This window comes from Robiginitalea aestuariiviva (assembly GCF_029537735.1).
Classification (GTDB): domain Bacteria; phylum Bacteroidota; class Bacteroidia; order Flavobacteriales; family Flavobacteriaceae; genus Robiginitalea; species Robiginitalea aestuariiviva.
Map to the genome: position 1 here is coordinate 34,510 of NZ_JARPUQ010000002.1, position 15,545 is coordinate 50,054.

General features: G+C 54.9%; 14 protein-coding genes. 6 read left to right on the forward strand and 8 right to left on the reverse strand.

Features of this window, described 5'->3' with window-relative positions; all coding sequences use genetic code 11:
- Together OZ410_RS06790 and OZ410_RS06795 are read right to left on the reverse strand one after the other, a co-directional pair.
- Complete coding sequence (locus tag OZ410_RS06790) at positions 1 to 1,974, reverse strand: glycoside hydrolase family 127 protein (RefSeq protein ID WP_277707197.1); 1,974 nt, start codon at positions 1,972 to 1,974, stop codon at positions 1 to 3.
- 17 nt (positions 1,975 to 1,991) lie between these two features.
- A complete protein-coding gene (locus OZ410_RS06795) occupies positions 1,992 to 3,551 on the reverse strand; it encodes an alpha-N-arabinofuranosidase (protein WP_277707198.1) in 1,560 nt (519 codons plus the stop codon).
- Between the two features lie 270 nt (positions 3,552 to 3,821).
- Here OZ410_RS06795 and OZ410_RS06800 point away from each other — a divergent pair, with 270 nt between their 5' ends.
- Genes OZ410_RS06800 through OZ410_RS06810 form a run of 3 tightly spaced genes read left to right on the forward strand, consistent with a single transcriptional unit; the run spans position 3,822 to position 7,257 of the window.
- Positions 3,822 to 4,514, forward strand: coding sequence for an NUDIX hydrolase (locus OZ410_RS06800; protein WP_277707199.1), 693 nt, complete (start codon positions 3,822 to 3,824; stop codon positions 4,512 to 4,514).
- Between the two features lie 13 nt (positions 4,515 to 4,527).
- Positions 4,528 to 7,092: a glycoside hydrolase family 2 protein gene (locus tag OZ410_RS06805; protein WP_277707200.1), complete on the forward strand. Its 2,565-nt coding sequence runs from the start codon at positions 4,528 to 4,530 to the stop codon at positions 7,090 to 7,092.
- A 3-nt stretch (positions 7,093 to 7,095) separates the two neighbouring features.
- Positions 7,096 to 7,257: a hypothetical protein gene (locus tag OZ410_RS06810; protein WP_277707201.1), complete on the forward strand. Its 162-nt coding sequence runs from the start codon at positions 7,096 to 7,098 to the stop codon at positions 7,255 to 7,257.
- 33 nt (positions 7,258 to 7,290) lie between these two features.
- On the opposite strand, the gene OZ410_RS06815 is transcribed toward OZ410_RS06810, so the two are convergent.
- The 5 genes from OZ410_RS06815 to OZ410_RS06835 all read right to left on the reverse strand — a co-directional run bounded on the left by OZ410_RS06815 (position 7,291) and on the right by OZ410_RS06835 (position 10,978).
- The gene (locus OZ410_RS06815; RefSeq protein WP_277707202.1) at positions 7,291 to 8,226 is read right to left on the reverse strand and encodes an amidohydrolase family protein; all 936 of its coding nucleotides are present in this window, start codon (positions 8,224 to 8,226) and stop codon (positions 7,291 to 7,293) included.
- A gap of 10 nt (positions 8,227 to 8,236) precedes the next feature.
- Positions 8,237 to 9,064: a helix-turn-helix domain-containing protein gene (locus tag OZ410_RS06820; RefSeq protein WP_277707203.1), complete on the reverse strand. Its 828-nt coding sequence runs from the start codon at positions 9,062 to 9,064 to the stop codon at positions 8,237 to 8,239.
- A gap of 6 nt (positions 9,065 to 9,070) precedes the next feature.
- Positions 9,071 to 9,958 carry a dienelactone hydrolase family protein gene (locus tag OZ410_RS06825; protein ID WP_277707204.1) on the reverse strand — a complete coding sequence of 296 codons (888 nt, stop codon included), beginning with the start codon at positions 9,956 to 9,958 and terminating at the stop codon, positions 9,071 to 9,073.
- 134 nt (positions 9,959 to 10,092) lie between these two features.
- Entirely contained in the window at positions 10,093 to 10,467 is a 375-nt protein-coding gene (locus OZ410_RS06830) for a GerW family sporulation protein (protein WP_277707205.1), read from the reverse strand.
- Positions 10,468 to 10,477: 10 nt separating this feature from the next.
- Positions 10,478 to 10,978 (reverse strand): hypothetical protein, encoded by a 501-nt coding sequence (locus OZ410_RS06835; RefSeq protein ID WP_277707206.1) that lies wholly within the window; start codon positions 10,976 to 10,978, stop codon positions 10,478 to 10,480.
- Between the two features lie 168 nt (positions 10,979 to 11,146).
- Between OZ410_RS06835 and OZ410_RS06840 the strand changes: the two genes are divergently transcribed.
- From OZ410_RS06840 to OZ410_RS06850, 3 genes are all read left to right on the forward strand, one after another.
- Positions 11,147 to 11,902 carry a DUF6090 family protein gene (locus OZ410_RS06840; RefSeq protein WP_277707207.1) on the forward strand — a complete coding sequence of 252 codons (756 nt, stop codon included), beginning with the start codon at positions 11,147 to 11,149 and terminating at the stop codon, positions 11,900 to 11,902.
- Between the two features lie 179 nt (positions 11,903 to 12,081).
- Complete coding sequence (locus OZ410_RS06845; protein ID WP_277707208.1) at positions 12,082 to 13,998, forward strand: adenylate/guanylate cyclase domain-containing protein; 1,917 nt, start codon at positions 12,082 to 12,084, stop codon at positions 13,996 to 13,998.
- A gap of 135 nt (positions 13,999 to 14,133) precedes the next feature.
- Complete coding sequence (locus OZ410_RS06850; RefSeq protein WP_277707209.1) at positions 14,134 to 14,742, forward strand: HD domain-containing protein; 609 nt, start codon at positions 14,134 to 14,136, stop codon at positions 14,740 to 14,742.
- Here the strand turns inward: OZ410_RS06850 and OZ410_RS06855 are convergent.
- Complete coding sequence (locus OZ410_RS06855) at positions 14,739 to 15,272, reverse strand: Pycsar system effector family protein (protein ID WP_277707210.1); 534 nt, start codon at positions 15,270 to 15,272, stop codon at positions 14,739 to 14,741. The two genes, OZ410_RS06850 and OZ410_RS06855, sit on opposite strands and share 4 nt — an antisense overlap.
- Between the last annotated feature and the right edge of the window lie 273 nt (positions 15,273 to 15,545).

Below are 15,545 nucleotides of genomic sequence, written 5' to 3' on the forward strand. Positions count from 1 at the left end.
TTAATCGGTTTTCGGGATCCAGACTTTCATCTTTCCTATACCGCGGTTGGACCAGGCATAGTAGGGAATAGCCACCAGGCTGTCGCTTTCCAGGGTAACGACCCCACCCAGGAGTTCTTGCCGGGGCACGGCCTGGAAATGTTGGGCATCCTTAAGGCGCAGGTGGTCCATTTGCCCGGGGTTGTCTGCGGCCTCTGCGGCATACACCAGGGGGCCGCGCTCCAGGGCCCTTTTTCCCAGATCTTCGGCTACCTTCGGGCTGGCCGAAACGGTGCGGGGCTCCATGGGGAATTCCCATTCCAGGACATCCCCCGGGTTCCATTGGCGTCTCAGGGTTACATACCCGTCTTCGGTGCGGGTACGGAGTTCCTGCCCATTCAGGGTAATCCGGAGTTCGGGGAGGAATTCGGTATCATAGGCATAGAGTTCCCCGGGCAGGACTTCCCCTCTTACCCAGCCGGGGATCCGCAGGCGCAGGGTAAACTCCGCGGGGCTTTCGGGTTCCACCTTCAGGCTAACTTTGCCATCCCAGGGGTATTCGGTGGCCTGTTCCACCTGGAGTGTGGTCCCATTCAGTTCCAGTTGGGCAGTGTTGGCTGCATAGAGGTTTACCAGCAGGGTATCTGCGGTTTTGGAGTATACCAGCCCGGGTACTGAGGGTAAAAAACGGATCAGGTTGGTGGGGCAACAGGAACAATCGAACCAGTCCTTGCGGGTACAGGCCCCCTGGTTAAAGGTGTAGACCCCGTCCGATTCCAGGGCATTGGGATAAAAAAATTGCGTTCCGCTCAGGGAAAGGCCCGAAATAAGCCCATTATACAGGGTGCGCTCAATGATGTCAAAATAGCGCACGTCGCCCGTCAGGTGGAACAGGCGATGGTTCCAGTATACATTGCCAATGGCCGCGCAGGTTTCGTTGTATGCGGTCAGGTTGGGCAGTTCATACGCCTCCCCGAAGGCTTCCCCTTGCCGGCTGGAACCGATACCCCCGGTGAGGTACATTTTCTTGTTCACTACATTTTCCCATAGGTTATGTACGGCCCGCAGGTAGGCCGTATCCTTTTTCATGGCGGCCAGGTCCGTCATGGCGGCGTACATATATACGGCCCTAACGGCATGCCCTACGGCTTCGTCCTGCTCGGTTACGGGCAGGTGGTCCTGGGAATAGGGCCCGAAAAGCTCGTGGTGTTCCGGGTTGCCGCGGTTTTCCAGAAAGTAGGTAGCCAGGTCCAGGTAGGCCTGTTTACCGGTAATCTGGTACAGGCGAATCAGGCCGGTTTCTATAATCTGGTGGCCGGGTACCGCCTGGATCTGGTTTTCCCCGGGTCCGAAGGTCTTTACCATCAGGTCCGCATTTTTCAGGGCGATGTCCAGGAAATTTCGCTTGCCCGTGGCCCGATAGTGTACGGCTGCCGCCTCGTAGAGGTGCCCGGCGTTGTAGAGTTCATGGCTGGCTTCCAGGGATTCCCAGCGCTTGCCTTCTTTGACCTTTACCCATGTAGCCGGGGGGGCGGCGGGGTCGATGGTGCGCCAGGTGGTCAGGTACCCGTCGGCTTCCTGCCCGGTGGCAATAATGGCTATCAGGGAATCCAGCTGCGCCGATAATGCAGGGTCCGGGGCACTGATCAACGAATTGGAGGCCCCTTCAATAATTTTGTACACATCCGTGTCGTCAAAGGGCATGGCCCCGCGAACCGTACCCTGTTTAAGGCCGCCGGCAATCAGGAAGTTGTCGAAACGCCCTTCTTCCAGGCACTTCTCCAGGGCAAACCCTATGGTTTTCTCCTGCACCCTCGAGATCATCGGAAGCCAGAAGTTGTCGGTCAGGTGCACCTGGCGGATATCCACCGCAGCTATGGGGTAGCCATCAGCCCCTGCGGCAGGCGCCGTTTCCTTTTTCTCATGGGCACAACCCAGGATTCCCAGGGCAAATATGCCCAGCCAGAAATTGCGGCTGGGGGAAGGAAACTTCATATCGGGCTGTTTTTGGGTTAGGATTTTTCAGAAAGCACCAGCACGGAGAAGGGAGGCAATTCCAGGGAAACTTCCCCCTTGCGCAAGGAGAAGGCCTTAAAGGGGACAGGTTTGATTCGCTCCGGAGCGTCGAAGGTGTTGTGGTCCTGAAGGCTTTTGGACGTCAGGATGCGTCCTTCCAGGCCGGACACCTCCAGGCCGGAAAGGTCCAGGGTAATCTTATGGGCCTGGCTGGCATCGATGTTGACCAGGGAAACGTTTACCTGCCCCTGGGCATTGCGGGAGGCCGAAACGGAAAGGGCCGGGAGCTCCTCCCCGTCCTGGCGGTACACCGGGGAGTCAAAGGCCACGTCCAGCAATTGGGCATCCTGATGCACCTTGTACATATGCATCACATGGTAGGTGGGGGTCAGCAGCATTTTTTCCTCGTCGGTGAGGATTACCGCCTGCAGCACATTGACGGTCTGGGCCAGGTTGGCCATTTTGACCCTGCGGGCGTGGTTGTTGAAGACGTTCAGGACCATACCGGCCACCATGGCGTCCCGCATGGTGTTCTGCTGGAACAAAAAGCCCGGGTTGGTGTCCGGCATCACATCGTACCAGCCCCCCCATTCATCTACAATCAGGTCTACCTTCCCATCCGGGTCGTACTTATCCATAATATCGGAATGCTTCCGGATCAGTTCGTCCATAAGCCAGGATTTCTGCATGGTTTTGAAGTATTGTCCTTCCGTGAAATCCGTGGATGAACTCTTGTTGGACCAGTCAATTACGGAATAGTGGTGCAGGGCCACGGCCTGCAACATCCGGTGGGGGATGTCCCGCATCAGGACTTCGGTCCAGTGGTAATCGGCATCGCTGGCGCCGGAGGCAATTTTGTAGATCCCGCCTTCCACCCCGGCATTGCTCATAAAGGTGGCATACTTCCGGTACACATCCACATAGTGCTCCGGGCGCATATTGCCCCCGCAGCCCCAGGCTTCGTTCCCGATCCCCCAGTAGCGGACGCTCCAGGGCTTTTCCCGGCCGTTGGCGCGGCGCAGGTCGGACATGGGGCTTACCCCGTCAAAATTGGTGTACTGCACCCAGTCTGCCAGTTCCTGCACGGTGCCGCTGCCCACATTGCCGGATACATAGGGTTCGGTTTCCAGCATCTCACACAGGTTCAGGAATTCGTGGGTGCCAAAGGAGTTGTCTTCGGTGACCCCGCCCCACCAGGTGTTTACTATGGTGGGCCGTTCGGTCTTGGGCCCGACCCCGTCCTTCCAGTGGTAGGTGTCTGCGAAACAGCCCCCGGGCCACCGCAGGTTCGGGATTTCCAGGTCCTTCAGGGCGGCAATGATGTCGTTGCGGACCCCGGCGGAGTTCGGGATGGGGCTGTCTTCCCCTACATAGAAGCCTCCATAAATACAGCGGCCCAGGTGTTCTGCAAAATGCCCGTAAATATGCCGGCTTATTTGGGGGTTATCCGCCTTGGCAGATACGGAAATCCGGGTGTTTTGTGCCTGCGCACTCAGGGTGAGGCAGCAGGATAGAAGGATAAAGACGATGGCAATGGCCCTGGGTATCCGTTTCATAAACAAAGGGTTTTTGTAAGGTAGAGGCCGGGGTAAATACCACGGCCTCCGATAGTTAACTAAACTAAAAAAACTAATTCAAACGGGGCTTGTGGATGGGGGTCCGGGCAGGCCACCGGTTAAGTGTGAAAAACACACGATCAATGTAGGAAAAGAATTCTGCTTCACCAAATTTCGGCTGGGAAAAGTCTGGTGCAGTCCTGCAAATTTTTTGGCTATCTTGCCCGTGCCGCGCCCGGGGTGCGGCCGCAATTAACCAACCATTACAATATGGCGCTAACCTATTACAAGACGGAGGACCAGGTCCTGCTCGCGGTAGACTGCATCATTTTCGGGTTCGACGAAGAAGAACTGAAGCTTGTCCTCGTAAAGCGGAGCATGGAGCCGGAGCGCGGTAAATGGTCCCTGATTGGCGGCTTTATGAAAAAGGACGAGGACCTGGACCAGGCTGCCGCCCGCGTCCTGGAGACCCTTACCGGCCTGAGCGACATCTATATGGAGCAGTTGTATGCCTACAGCAAGGTAGACCGGGACCCGGGCCAGCGCACGGTTTCCGTGGCCTACTTTGCCCTGATTGACGTGGCTTCCCACCAGTTTGAAGGGGTACAGTTGGAAACGGCCCAGTGGTTCCCGCTAAGCCAGGCCCCCCACCTGATCTTTGACCACAACGCCATGGTTGAAAAGGCGGTGGCCCGCCTCAGGCGCAGGGCCATGACCATGCCTATCGGGTTTGAACTCCTGCCTGAAAAATTTACCATGCGCCAGTTGCAGGCCCTGTACGAAAGCATCCTGGACAAAAAGCTGGACAAGCGCAACTTCATCAACAAATTCAAATCCCTGGATGTCCTGATCCGCCTGGATGAAAAGGACATGACGGTGGCCCGCAAGGGCGCCTACCTCTACCGGTTCGACAAGGAAAAATACGACCGAAAGGTCGAGGAAGGCTTTAGTTTTAAACTCTAAAACCGGATTACTTATGAGACGAGTACTCATACGGCTCCTACTGATTTGCTGGGGAGGGCTCGTAGCCGGATATGGGCAGGACATCCCGCTCCCGGAACACCCCCGTCCGGATTTTAGGCGCCCGGATTGGATAAATCTGAACGGTGCCTGGGAATTTCGCTTCGACCCTTCAGCGGAAGGAATGAAGGCCGGGTGGGAACGCCCAGGCGTGCCCTTTGACCGTTCTATCCAGGTGCCATTTCCCTGGGGGTCTTCCCTGTCCGGGGTGCCGGATGAAGCGGATATTGGCTGGTACCGCAGGCAGATTGTGATTCCCGAGGCCTGGAAGGGCAAACGCGTATTCCTGGTAATCGGCGCTTCGGACTGGCAAACGGATGCCTGGTTGAACGGCACTCCCCTGGGGAGCCACCAGGGGGGCTATGTCCCGATTGAATTTGAACTTACGGGTTCCATGGCCCCGGGAACCACCCAGGAGCTGGTAATCCGTGCGGACGATGCGCGACGCGATTTTACCCTGTACGGCAAGCAAGGGTACGGGAATGCCCGCGGCATCTGGCAAACGGTGTATCTGGAAGCCCGGGGCCCATCCTACCTGTCGGCCCTCCACCTGACCCCGGATACGGACCGGGAAGTTGTAACCGCCACGGCCTATCTGGACGCCCCTGCTGCCCGGCCGGTGCCCCTTACCGTAACCGTACACCGGCAATCCGGTCCGGTGTCGCGCGATACACTGGTCCCTGCCGGGACCGAGAAGGTCCATCTGGAAATCCCTATGGAAAACCCGCAGCTCTGGGACCTGGAAAACCCCCATTTGTACGAGGTTAGCGCCAGTCTGGGGTCGGATAAGGTGGCTTCCTATTTCGGAATGCGTAAGATTTCGGTGGTAAACCTGCCTGGAACGGACTACCCGTACATAGCCCTGAACGGAAAACCGGTGTATTTGCAGCTGGCCCTGGATCAGTCCTATCACCCGGAGGGCTTTTATACCTTCCCGACCGATGCCTTTATGCGGGAAGAAATTGAACGCTCCAAGGCCATTGGCCTTAATGGGATCCGGGTGCACATTAAGGTAGAAGTCCCGCGCAAACTATACTGGGCGGATAAACTGGGCCTGTTGGTGATGTCCGATCTGCCCAACAGTTGGGGGGCTCCCGATGCCGATATGCAGCGGGAATCGGAAACCACCCTGCGCCGGATGATCCGTCGCGACTATAACCATCCATCGGTTTTTTCCTGGATTGTGTTTAACGAAACCTGGGGTTTAACCCGCAACGGATCCTATACGCGCGAAACCCAGAATTGGGTAGCTTCCATGTATTACCTGGCCAAGTCCCTCGATACCACCCGTTTGGTGGAGGACAATTCCATTTGCTGCGGCCGGGGGCATACCGAAACGGATATCAATTCCTGGCATGCTTACCTGCCGGGCTACCAATGGGAGTCCCTTCTGGCCCAGATTTCGGACAGCACCTACGCCGGGAGTCCCCATCATTTTGAAAAGGGGTTTCTGCAGGGGAGCCAGCCGAACATCAATTCGGAATGCGGAAATGTCTGGGGGTACCAGGGGAGTACTGGCGATGTGGATTGGAGCTGGGACTACCATAAAATGATGAACGCCTTCCGGATGTATCCCAAAATTGCCGGGTGGCTCTATACGGAACATCACGACGTTATTAACGAATGGAACGGATATTGGCGGTTCGACAGGAGCGAGAAATATACGGGGGTGGAACAACTTGTTCCCGGAATGACCCTGAAGGACTGGCATTCCGAGGTATACCTTTCCAACGGCAGTGAGATTTCCCGGGAAGTAACCGGGGGGAGTACCCAACAGGTCCCGATGCACCTTTCGGTGATGACGGGTGCTGCCCTGGGGGAGTCCCTGGAAATCTATTATCGCTATACGACTACGGATGTGCTCGGAGCATTACAACCAGGCCCCGAAGGGCGGATTATGGTCCCCTATTCCCCCTGGATGCAACAAACCCTGGCCCCGTTGCAAATCCAAATCCCCGACATGGAAGGGCTGGGGTTGCTGGCTTTTGAAGTCCGGCGGGCCGGGGGAGAAGTGCTTCACAGGAACTTCGTGCATTTTGTGGTTTCGGGTAGGAACCCCGGGCACAAGTATACCCGAATTGCGGCCCGGCCCTTGGAATATACCCAGAGCCAATGGAGCGGCAAGCAGTGGGATGTGCTGGAGGGTAAGAAGCTAAACGGGGCCGGGAGCGGGTACTTTGAATATACCTTTTCACTGCCCGAGGGTTTTAACCCGGACCAGGCGGACCAGGCGTATTTCCTTGCGGAACTTGGCGCCAAGGAACTTTTTGTAAAGGACCGGGAGTCCTATGAGTCCGACCAGGATTTTATGAAAGGCTCCCGGGTGGCCCCATCCGGGAACCCGAATGCCTATCCCATGACCGATACGGTTTATTACCCCTCTGAAATACAGGTTTCGATCCAGGACGGCCCGGCCACGGTGGTAGTCCTCCCGGACGACCCGGCAGACCACAGGGGGGTACTTTCCTGGCATTTTCAGTTGCGGGACGGGAAGTTGCGGGAAGCTGGCTCGTACGGCTAACTGGTGAAGATTCCCATATCCGCCAACGTGCTGCGGGAAGCCGAAAACCAATCCGGGAAGGTCCGCGTTCGGCTTGCCACGGATTCAGGCCACGGGATTGCCGTGTACGGCCGGCAATTTGGCCGGTATCCTACTGACCCCAGTCTGGTTATTGAGCTGAAATAAACTTCGTGCCTTCTGTTTTTTGCCCCCAGGAATTTACTCGTTTCCCGCCTGGAGATGGTGCTCCTCAATCTCCTCCGGACTTAGGCCCAGGAATGCTGCCGCATTGTTGTAGAAGATATCCGCTTTTTGTTCCATCGATAGAAATGACGCGCTGTTGATATTGCCAATGGCCTGATCAAAAGCGCCCTGAAACACCATTTGGTCCGTCCCGTACATGATGCGCTTGCCAAACCCCGCATCCACCAGGCCTTTCAGGAAGTGGTGGAATTCTGCCCGGGGCAGGGCCCAGCTAATGACCCCAAGATCTACATACAACTGCGGATGGGCATACATCAGGGCTTTCATGTCTTCCAGGTACGGCCAGCCGGCATGCATGATATAGATCTTCAGTTTCGGGTGCGCCACCAGAACCCTTTCAATTTGCATGGGGTGGGCATTTTCGGCCCGTACCCCCGGATATCCGGCATACATGGCACCGGGCGGGCCTCCCGGGTAAATATGGTAGCCTACCGGCACTTCCAGGGATTCAGCCAGTTCAAAATAAGGGTCCATGGCGGCGTCATCGGCCTGTACCCCATTGTAGTACGGGGCCATCTCGGCCATAATCTGCAATTCCCCGGACATAAACCCCTGCCGTAAGGTTTCCAGGTTGCCGCCTCCTTTGGCGGGAATTACCCGATCCGGGTCTTCCGCCTCCCAGGCCGGGTTGTAATCTACCACCGCCTTTACAATACGGTGGGCTTTCATCCTGTCGAAGGTCCAGGCCTTATGGGCTTCCAGGTCCGCAGTAGTGGTATAGGAAATCCCGGTAAGGGGGTTGGTAAACTGGATGCCGAACAGGGGGGATACCTGCTGGTAGGCGTGAACATGCATGTCGATGATTGGGCCCTGATAGGCCTCTTGTGCGGTAGTGGTGGCCTGTAGCATCAAAGCGAAGATTGCAGCCGCAGCCGCGCGATAGTGTATCATAGTACTGGCTTTAAGTCATCCCAAAGGTAACCGGGCCGGGGTGTTCAAAATTGTAAAAATCGGAACCTTTATGCGGCAATTCCTGAAATCTGCCAGGGGTAATGCCCCCAAACGCACGGAACTCCTTGATGAAGTGCGCCTGGTCAAAATACCCCTGGTCTGCCGCTATGGCCGTCAGTGAGGTTGCGGGCTGTTGGGCGATTTGCAGGGCGGCCCGGTTAAAGCGGGCCAGGCGGGCATAATACTTAGGGGATATCCCCACCTGTTGGGCAAAGCGTTTGCGCAGCCCCCTGGAACTGAGGTTCAGCATCCGGCTGAGGTCGTCCATCCGCAGGCCCGGCACTTCGCGGATCCCCAGTACCCCGCGGCGGATTCTGGGGTCTGCTGCATCAGGGTCCAGACGTTGCCAGAGAAACTGCTCAATAGTCTTGCGGATATCCGTCTCGTTTTTCGCGTCTGCAATCTGGTTGTACAGGGCTTCCAGGGCGGAGGCCCGAAATAACTGGTCCAGGCTGCTCAGGCGGTTGCGCAACTGCTGCATGGGGATGCCCAGCAATGCAAACAATCCAAAGGGCTCAAATTGTATGTTGATCATACGGATCCTGACGCTCCGGTCAAAGGCTACGGGGCTCAGGCAGGAAGTGGAGGCAAAATTCTGCAGCGCTTTATAGGGCCCGATCCGCACCGGCTCATCCAGGTTAATGCTGAGGTTGGTGGTGCAATTGGGAAAGAGACACAAATAGGTGTCTTCAGTTCCCGCCGGCACTTCTATAAAGGCGATAAAACGCACGCAGGCCTGCAAGCCGGGGTGGGAGGGACGATAGATGCGGAATTCCACGTCTGCCTACTTCAGGTGCGCATCAAAAAAGGCTATCGTGCGCTCCCAGGCCAGCTGGGCGGCCTTTTGGTCGTAACGGGGGGTGGTGTCGTTGTGGAACCCGTGGTTTACCTCCGGGTATACATGGGCCGTATAGGATTTCCCCCGGGCTTTGAGGGCGGCCTCGTAGGCGGGCCACCCGGCATTTACGCGCTGGTCCAGCCCGGCGTAGTGCAGCAACAGGGGCGCCTGTATGTCCGCTACCATTTCCTCCGGGGGCTGCCCCCCGTAAAAGGGTACGGCGGCGTCCAGTTCGGGCAGGCGCGCGGCCATCATGTTGGAGATCCATCCGCCAAAGCAAAAGCCCACTACCCCTACCTTGCCCGTGCTGTCCGGGTGTGTATCCAGGTAGCGGAAGGCCGCAATAAAGTCTTCGAGCATTTCATTGCGGTCGCGCTGGCGCTGCAGGGTCCGGCCGTCGTCGTCGTTACCGGGATAGCCACCCAGGGGGGTCAGGGCATCCGGCGCCAGGGCCAGGTAACCGGCCAGGGCTGCACGCCGGCAAACGTCTTCAATATGCGGGTTGAGCCCGCGGTTTTCATGAACTACCACTATCCCGGGGAGAGGGCCTTGTGCCTTGGCGGGTTTGGCCAGCAGGCCTTTGATACTTCCCCCGCCCTGGGGGGAATCGTAAGTGATGTAATCCGTGCTCAGGCGCGGGTCGTCCTGTGGCACCTGCAGCCGGGTCACGTAGTCCGGCATAATGAAGCTCATCAAAGACATCACGGTTATCCCTCCAACGGCGTAGGTAGACAACTTGTCCATAAACTGGCGGCGGTTAATCTGGTTGTGGGCATAGGCGTCGTACAGGTCAAAGACTTCCTGGCTGATGTCTTCCTTCCGGAGTTTTTTCATGGCGGGTAGCATTTAAGGTTGCGGATGCTACCTAAGGTATGGAATTCCAGCCGGCCTGGCAAGGTGCTGCATTTCAGGGGGAAACAAAAGCGGCCCCCCGAAAGGAGGGCCGTAAAGGTTGGCGTCAAAGGCGGTTAAACCATTTCAGCTTCTTTTTCTTTCCGGCGGGTTTCCACCAGTTTTTCGATCAGGTCCGGAACTTTTTCAAAAGCTGCGGACAGGCCGTGTGCTTTACCCGCTTCCAGGAAGGAGATGTTGTCTTTGTAGGTAACCAGGAAGCCAACAGGCTCAACACCTACACCGCCACCAGCGCCAAGGCCCTGGCCGATGCCTTTTTTAGGGGCGTTGCCTTCTCCGCCTCCGGATCCAAATCCAAGTCCTACTTTGATCACCGGTACACAGGTAAATTCCCCCAGTTTAAAGGGTTCACCCACTACCGTTTCAGTTTTGGCCTCTGATTTTAAAAAATCAGTGACTCTGCCGAGGAGTTCTTCATAATGCATTTCCATGATTAAGGGTTTATGGGTTAACAAATGATTTTAAGAGTCTGACGGGCCGGTTGGTAACCCGGAAGGCCAGCCGGTTCTGATTCCAGAAATTTACCCGGAAGGCCGTGCCCCGTTGTTGCAGCATAAAGGCCAGGGGATAGAGTTGGGCATTCCAGACGGGGTCTCCCGTATCCAGGTCCCAACTGAATTGCCGCACCCTGAAGCTGCGGAATACCTGTATCCAATTGACCTGCCGATGGTTCCCGGATTTTTTGGGCCGGGATTTTATCCTTTTTTTACGTTTGTCGTGCATCCGCACCAGGTCCGTGGGTTTCCAGCAATAGGTGGCAAAAGGGACATGCAGGCGCAGGTGGATGAGCTCTTCCCGGTCGTCTTCCAGGCGGGCCCAGGCCAGGTGCCCGGCCCGGAGCTCCAGTTTCCTGGAGGCGGTGTCTGCCACCAGTTCCAGGGGCATCCAAAGCAGGTAGGCCAGCAGTCCCAGCAAAATTCCGATGCCGATGATCCAGACCATACCGAATTCGTTTGTGGCAAAGAAAATAAAGGAAAGGCGCCTGTACCATGATCTGGGTCAGGCAGATGGGAAATCTTAGGGGTCTTTCGGCAGGGCTCATAAACCTGTAGCTCCTGGTGGTAAAGGCCATTGAAAAATTAATGTACATTTAAGGGATACCTGTACACCATGCTACACCTGTTCCGTCGCCTGCGCAGCAAATTTCTGGCCAAGAACCAGATCAGCCGTTACCTGGTATATGCCCTGGGCGAGATAATTTTGATAGTAGTGGGAATCCTGATCGCTCTGTACATCAATAACAGCCAGGAAACTGTCAGGGATTTAAAAATGGAGGAGTCCTATTTACTTCGGCTGGAAGACGACCTTAACCAGAATCTTAAGGAATTGGATCGTGTTATTGCCGAAACAGCTAGGAATCTGAATGCAGTTGATTCGGTGGTGGCCCTAGGGAGAGGGCATTTACCATCCATGGAGCCTCAGGACTTTTGGCATCTGTCCGGGGGCCTGCTGGAATATACTATTTTCCAGGCAGCGGAGGCTACCGTAGACGATATTATGGGTTCCGGCAGGCTGGACATTATCAAAAACCGGGAGATCCGCGAGGCTATTGCAGGTTGGAAGACTGATTTAATTTCCATCCGATCGCTGGAAGAAGATTATAAGGCAACCTTCAACATGCTACTGGCTTATTACCGCAAATCCCTTCCTATTTACAAATACTATGGTTCGCAAACCTCCGAAAAGATCTCGAAGGATGAAATGGAACAAATTCTTGCGGATTTTGAATTTTTGAATCTGGTAAGCCATATTGGGTTTCCGGCGGGGGCATTGCATCAGGAGTATGTCAGGCAGAAGATTCAGGTCATGGAGCTTCAGAAAAAGGTGCATGTCGAATTAAAGCGATTCCCCAAAAGGGATGAATGACTTAAAGCCTAATAGCTGATGAAAAGTACAAAGGGTAGTAGTTAAATGCGTCTTGCTTCCGTTCAAGCATTCTGGGTACTTTACCTTAGCACATTAGGATTTTTCATACATTTAACCGTATGGGGATCAAGCGATTTAGGGGATTCAGCCGTTCCGGACCGGGATTATTTTTAGGCCTAATGCTTGCTATAGCCCTGCTGGGCACCCAAAAAAGCAGGGCGGAAGCGCCCCAGGAACCCACCCAGACCGATACCACCCAGCTGCGTTTGCTCCTGCAGCGGTTTGACGCTCTTCGTTTTTCCGAGCCGGATTCCGCCCTGCAAATATCCCTGGAAGCCATTGCCCTTTCCCAGGCGGTTGGCGAGCCGCGCAGCCGGGCCCGTGCCCTGAAAAATGCAGGGACCATCCATTTTGACCGGGGGGATTACAACGATGCCCTGGACTATTATACCCGTTCCCTGGAGGCTTTCGAACGGGAACAGGACACCCTGGGGATCAGCAACCTTCAGAGTAACATCGGCTCGGTGTACCAGACTATAGGGGACAATCCACGCGCCCTTGAGTATTTTATCAATTCCCTGAAAAATGCAGAGGCAGTCCAAAACACCATGCGCATTGGCACGGCCTACCTGAATATCGGCACGGCCTATTCCAATGATGAACTCACCTATGACCAGGCTATTTTCAACTACGGTAAATCCCTGGAATATTTTACCAGGGACGGGTATGACCTGGGAATGGCGGTGGCGAATATCAATATAGGGGAACTGTATCTGCTGCAGGAACGCCCCATAGAAGCCATGCCCCACCTGATGGAAGCCCTGGAGCAGTTTCGTGAACTGCAGATGGACCCGGCCACCCCCCTGAATTATATGGGGCAGGCCTATGCCATTATGGGGCAGAACAGCCGGGCCATTGAATTCTATCAGCAGGCCCTGGAATCGGCACGGGAAAAGGGCAGCCGGATGGAGGAAACCAAGGCCTACCTGGGCCTGGGCGAAACCTACCTGAAGCTGCAGCAGGCCACGCCTGCGCTGCGGTACCTCGAAAATGCCCTGGAGGTGGCTAAGGAAACGGGTCTGAAATACGAACAAAGCCGCGCCTATGAAGGGTTTTCCCAAGCTTATGAACTACTGGGCGATTTCCGGAAGGCCCTGGAGGCGCAGCAACAATACACCGAGGTGCAGGATGCACTAAGGAAGGATGACTATGAGGACCAGATGTCGCGGCTTCGGGCAACCTTCGACCTGGAGCGCAAGGAGCAGGAAATCGAGTTGCTGAACGCCGAAAACAGCCTCAATACCCTGCAGATCGAAAAAGATGCGCGGGCCAAGTTGTTGCTTACCATTATCCTGGGGTTGTTCCTGGCCATCATTGCCGGCTTTGTCTTCCAGTTTTTCTATATCCGCCGGTCCAACCGCCGCCTGGCCTTTGAGCAAAACCGGTCGGAACAGATCCTGTTGAATATCCTGCCCAAGGAAACGGCGGACGAACTCAAGGAACACGGTTTTATTAAAGCCAAGGAGTTTGAACAGATTACCGTCTTGTTTACCGATTTTAAGGCCTTTAGTGTGATTGCCGAACGCATTTCCGCCGATAAGCTGGTCAAAAGCGTGGACTACTACTTCAAGAATTTTGACGAGATTACCGAAAGGCACAACCTGGAGAAGGTCAAGACCATTGGCGATGCCTATATGTGTGCCGGGGGCATCCCTACCCCCAATACCACGCATGCGCAGGATGCCATGGGAGCCGCCCTGGAAATCCTGCAGTTTGTGAAGGATACCGAGATCGATCCGCCCAAGGGAATTTATCCCTTCAAAATAAGGATTGGATTGAATTCGGGCCCGGTAGTGGCCGGGGTGGTAGGTACCCGGAAATTCGCTTACGATATCTGGGGCAGTACCGTAAATATTGCCGCGCGTATGGAATCCGGATCTGTACCTGGGCGGATCAATGTTTCCGAAAACACCTATCAGCTGCTACGGGATCAGTACACATTTACCTACAGGGGGGAAATGGAAGTCAAGAACAAGCAGGTGCTGCGCATGTACTTCGTGGAGGTGCCTGAAACAGATCCGTCATGGAGCAGTTAACAGGCGCTTTGCAGTCAGGTCGCTTAGAAATTCAAAATCTCATAGGACACCCGGGGATTTGCCGGGACCTTTATGCAATATTTACTGTGCGGGGCAGTTACCAATTAGGAACCTTCCCGTATTTGGATTGAATCTATGGAATTAGAAAACAGTAGTTTATATCCCGATATCTGCCACCGTATCCTGGAGGACCTGGCTCAAAAACTGCCATCCTACCTCACCTATCATTGCCTGGAGCATACCCTGGATGTGGCCAACGTCTGCAACCGCTATATCGATTACTATATGGTGGCCGAGCCTGTCGCCCGGCTCATTCGGATTGCGGCTGTGGCCCATGATTACGGATATATCTACGGCCCGAAGGATCACGAGGAGCGGAGTATTACCGAGGTGCGCCCCATGCTAACAGACTACTCGGAAAAGGAGATTGCCCTGGTTGAAGGCCTGATCCGGGCCACCAAAGTGCCCCAGTATCCCCGGAATCTCTACGAGGAAATCCTGGCCGATGCAGACCTGGATTATCTGGGACGGGGAGATTATGAGCCGCTGAGTGATCTGCTCTACAAGGAATTCCTCCATTTTGGGGTGGTAAAAAACCCAGAGGAATGGGTGCAGGTGCAGATTCGGTTCCTGGAGGGGCATGCCTACCATACGGACTGGGCCATCCGCCATCGGGTAGCGGAAAAAAAGAAGGTATTGGAAGCCCTGCGGGCACAGGTGGTAACCCCGCCTGAAAAAGGCTAGAGGAAGAGCGCTGCCACCACCGTAAGTACCCCAATCAGCATAGGGACAAAACTGTACACCAGGTTCCGGACGGAATTGTTTACATCGCTGAATTTTTTGTCTGCAATCAGCGAATTCACATAAATCTGCTCGCCAAGCTGGGCGTAAAGGCGCTGGTCGTCTTCCAGCAACTCGTGAAACCGTTCGGCAAACTTGTGGATATCCCCGTATTTGGTAATCACATCGTGGAAGAAGAACATATTCTGGTCGAACTTGGTCTCGATCTGCGGTAGGAAACAGCGAAAGCTGTAGTAGATGGAACGGCAGACAAAGAAGGTGAAAATGAGTAAAACCCCAATCAAGAAAGCACTGAGTTTAAAGGAGGTCTCTATACTGGTCACGATCTGCAGCACTACCCCCAGCAATAATCCATAGAAAGAAATAATAAGCCCGGCCTTGATTTCAGAAGAACGGTTCAGGCCGTTGATATAGGAAATGGTTTCCCAGTAAACGCTCAGTTTTTCCTCGGCCTGTAATTTTTTTCCGGACATAAGGTTTGGGTTGCTTTGCCTTAAAGGTAGTAATAAAACTTAACGCCAAAAGGGGGTGAAATGGAAAACCACAAACGGAACCCCTTAATATTTAGCAACTTAAGATATTGGCCGTAATGCAATTGATACGTGATTCGGAACCATTCAGGCACCATTTCCGGGCATTGGTGAATCTTTGGGGCTGCGCGTCTAATTATTTCATACTTTCAATGGTCTTCGGAAACATTGAGGCCATTCCCCCGGGGCCCCTGAAAAGGTGGTGTTTCAGAGGTA

What these genes read in the sequence shown, in the direction of transcription:
- OZ410_RS06825 (WP_277707204.1), bottom strand. Translation starts at nt 9,958, where the DNA reads ATGAAAAAACTCCGGAAGGAAGACATCAGCCAGGAAGTCTTTGACCTG.
- OZ410_RS06830 (WP_277707205.1), bottom strand. Translation starts at nt 10,467, where the DNA reads ATGGAAATGCATTATGAAGAACTCCTCGGCAGAGTCACTGATTTTTTA.
- OZ410_RS06805 (WP_277707200.1), top strand. Translation starts at nt 4,528, where the DNA reads ATGAGACGAGTACTCATACGGCTCCTACTGATTTGCTGGGGAGGGCTC.
- OZ410_RS06795 (WP_277707198.1), bottom strand. Translation starts at nt 3,551, where the DNA reads ATGAAACGGATACCCAGGGCCATTGCCATCGTCTTTATCCTTCTATCC.
- OZ410_RS06800 (WP_277707199.1), top strand. Translation starts at nt 3,822, where the DNA reads ATGGCGCTAACCTATTACAAGACGGAGGACCAGGTCCTGCTCGCGGTA.
- OZ410_RS06790 (WP_277707197.1), bottom strand. Translation starts at nt 1,974, where the DNA reads ATGAAGTTTCCTTCCCCCAGCCGCAATTTCTGGCTGGGCATATTTGCC.
- OZ410_RS06845 (WP_277707208.1), top strand. Translation starts at nt 12,082, where the DNA reads ATGCTTGCTATAGCCCTGCTGGGCACCCAAAAAAGCAGGGCGGAAGCG.
- OZ410_RS06835 (WP_277707206.1), bottom strand. Translation starts at nt 10,978, where the DNA reads ATGGTCTGGATCATCGGCATCGGAATTTTGCTGGGACTGCTGGCCTAC.
- OZ410_RS06855 (WP_277707210.1), bottom strand. Translation starts at nt 15,272, where the DNA reads ATGTCCGGAAAAAAATTACAGGCCGAGGAAAAACTGAGCGTTTACTGG.
- OZ410_RS06850 (WP_277707209.1), top strand. Translation starts at nt 14,134, where the DNA reads ATGGAATTAGAAAACAGTAGTTTATATCCCGATATCTGCCACCGTATC.
- OZ410_RS06840 (WP_277707207.1), top strand. Translation starts at nt 11,147, where the DNA reads ATGCTACACCTGTTCCGTCGCCTGCGCAGCAAATTTCTGGCCAAGAAC.
- OZ410_RS06815 (WP_277707202.1), bottom strand. Translation starts at nt 8,226, where the DNA reads ATGATACACTATCGCGCGGCTGCGGCTGCAATCTTCGCTTTGATGCTA.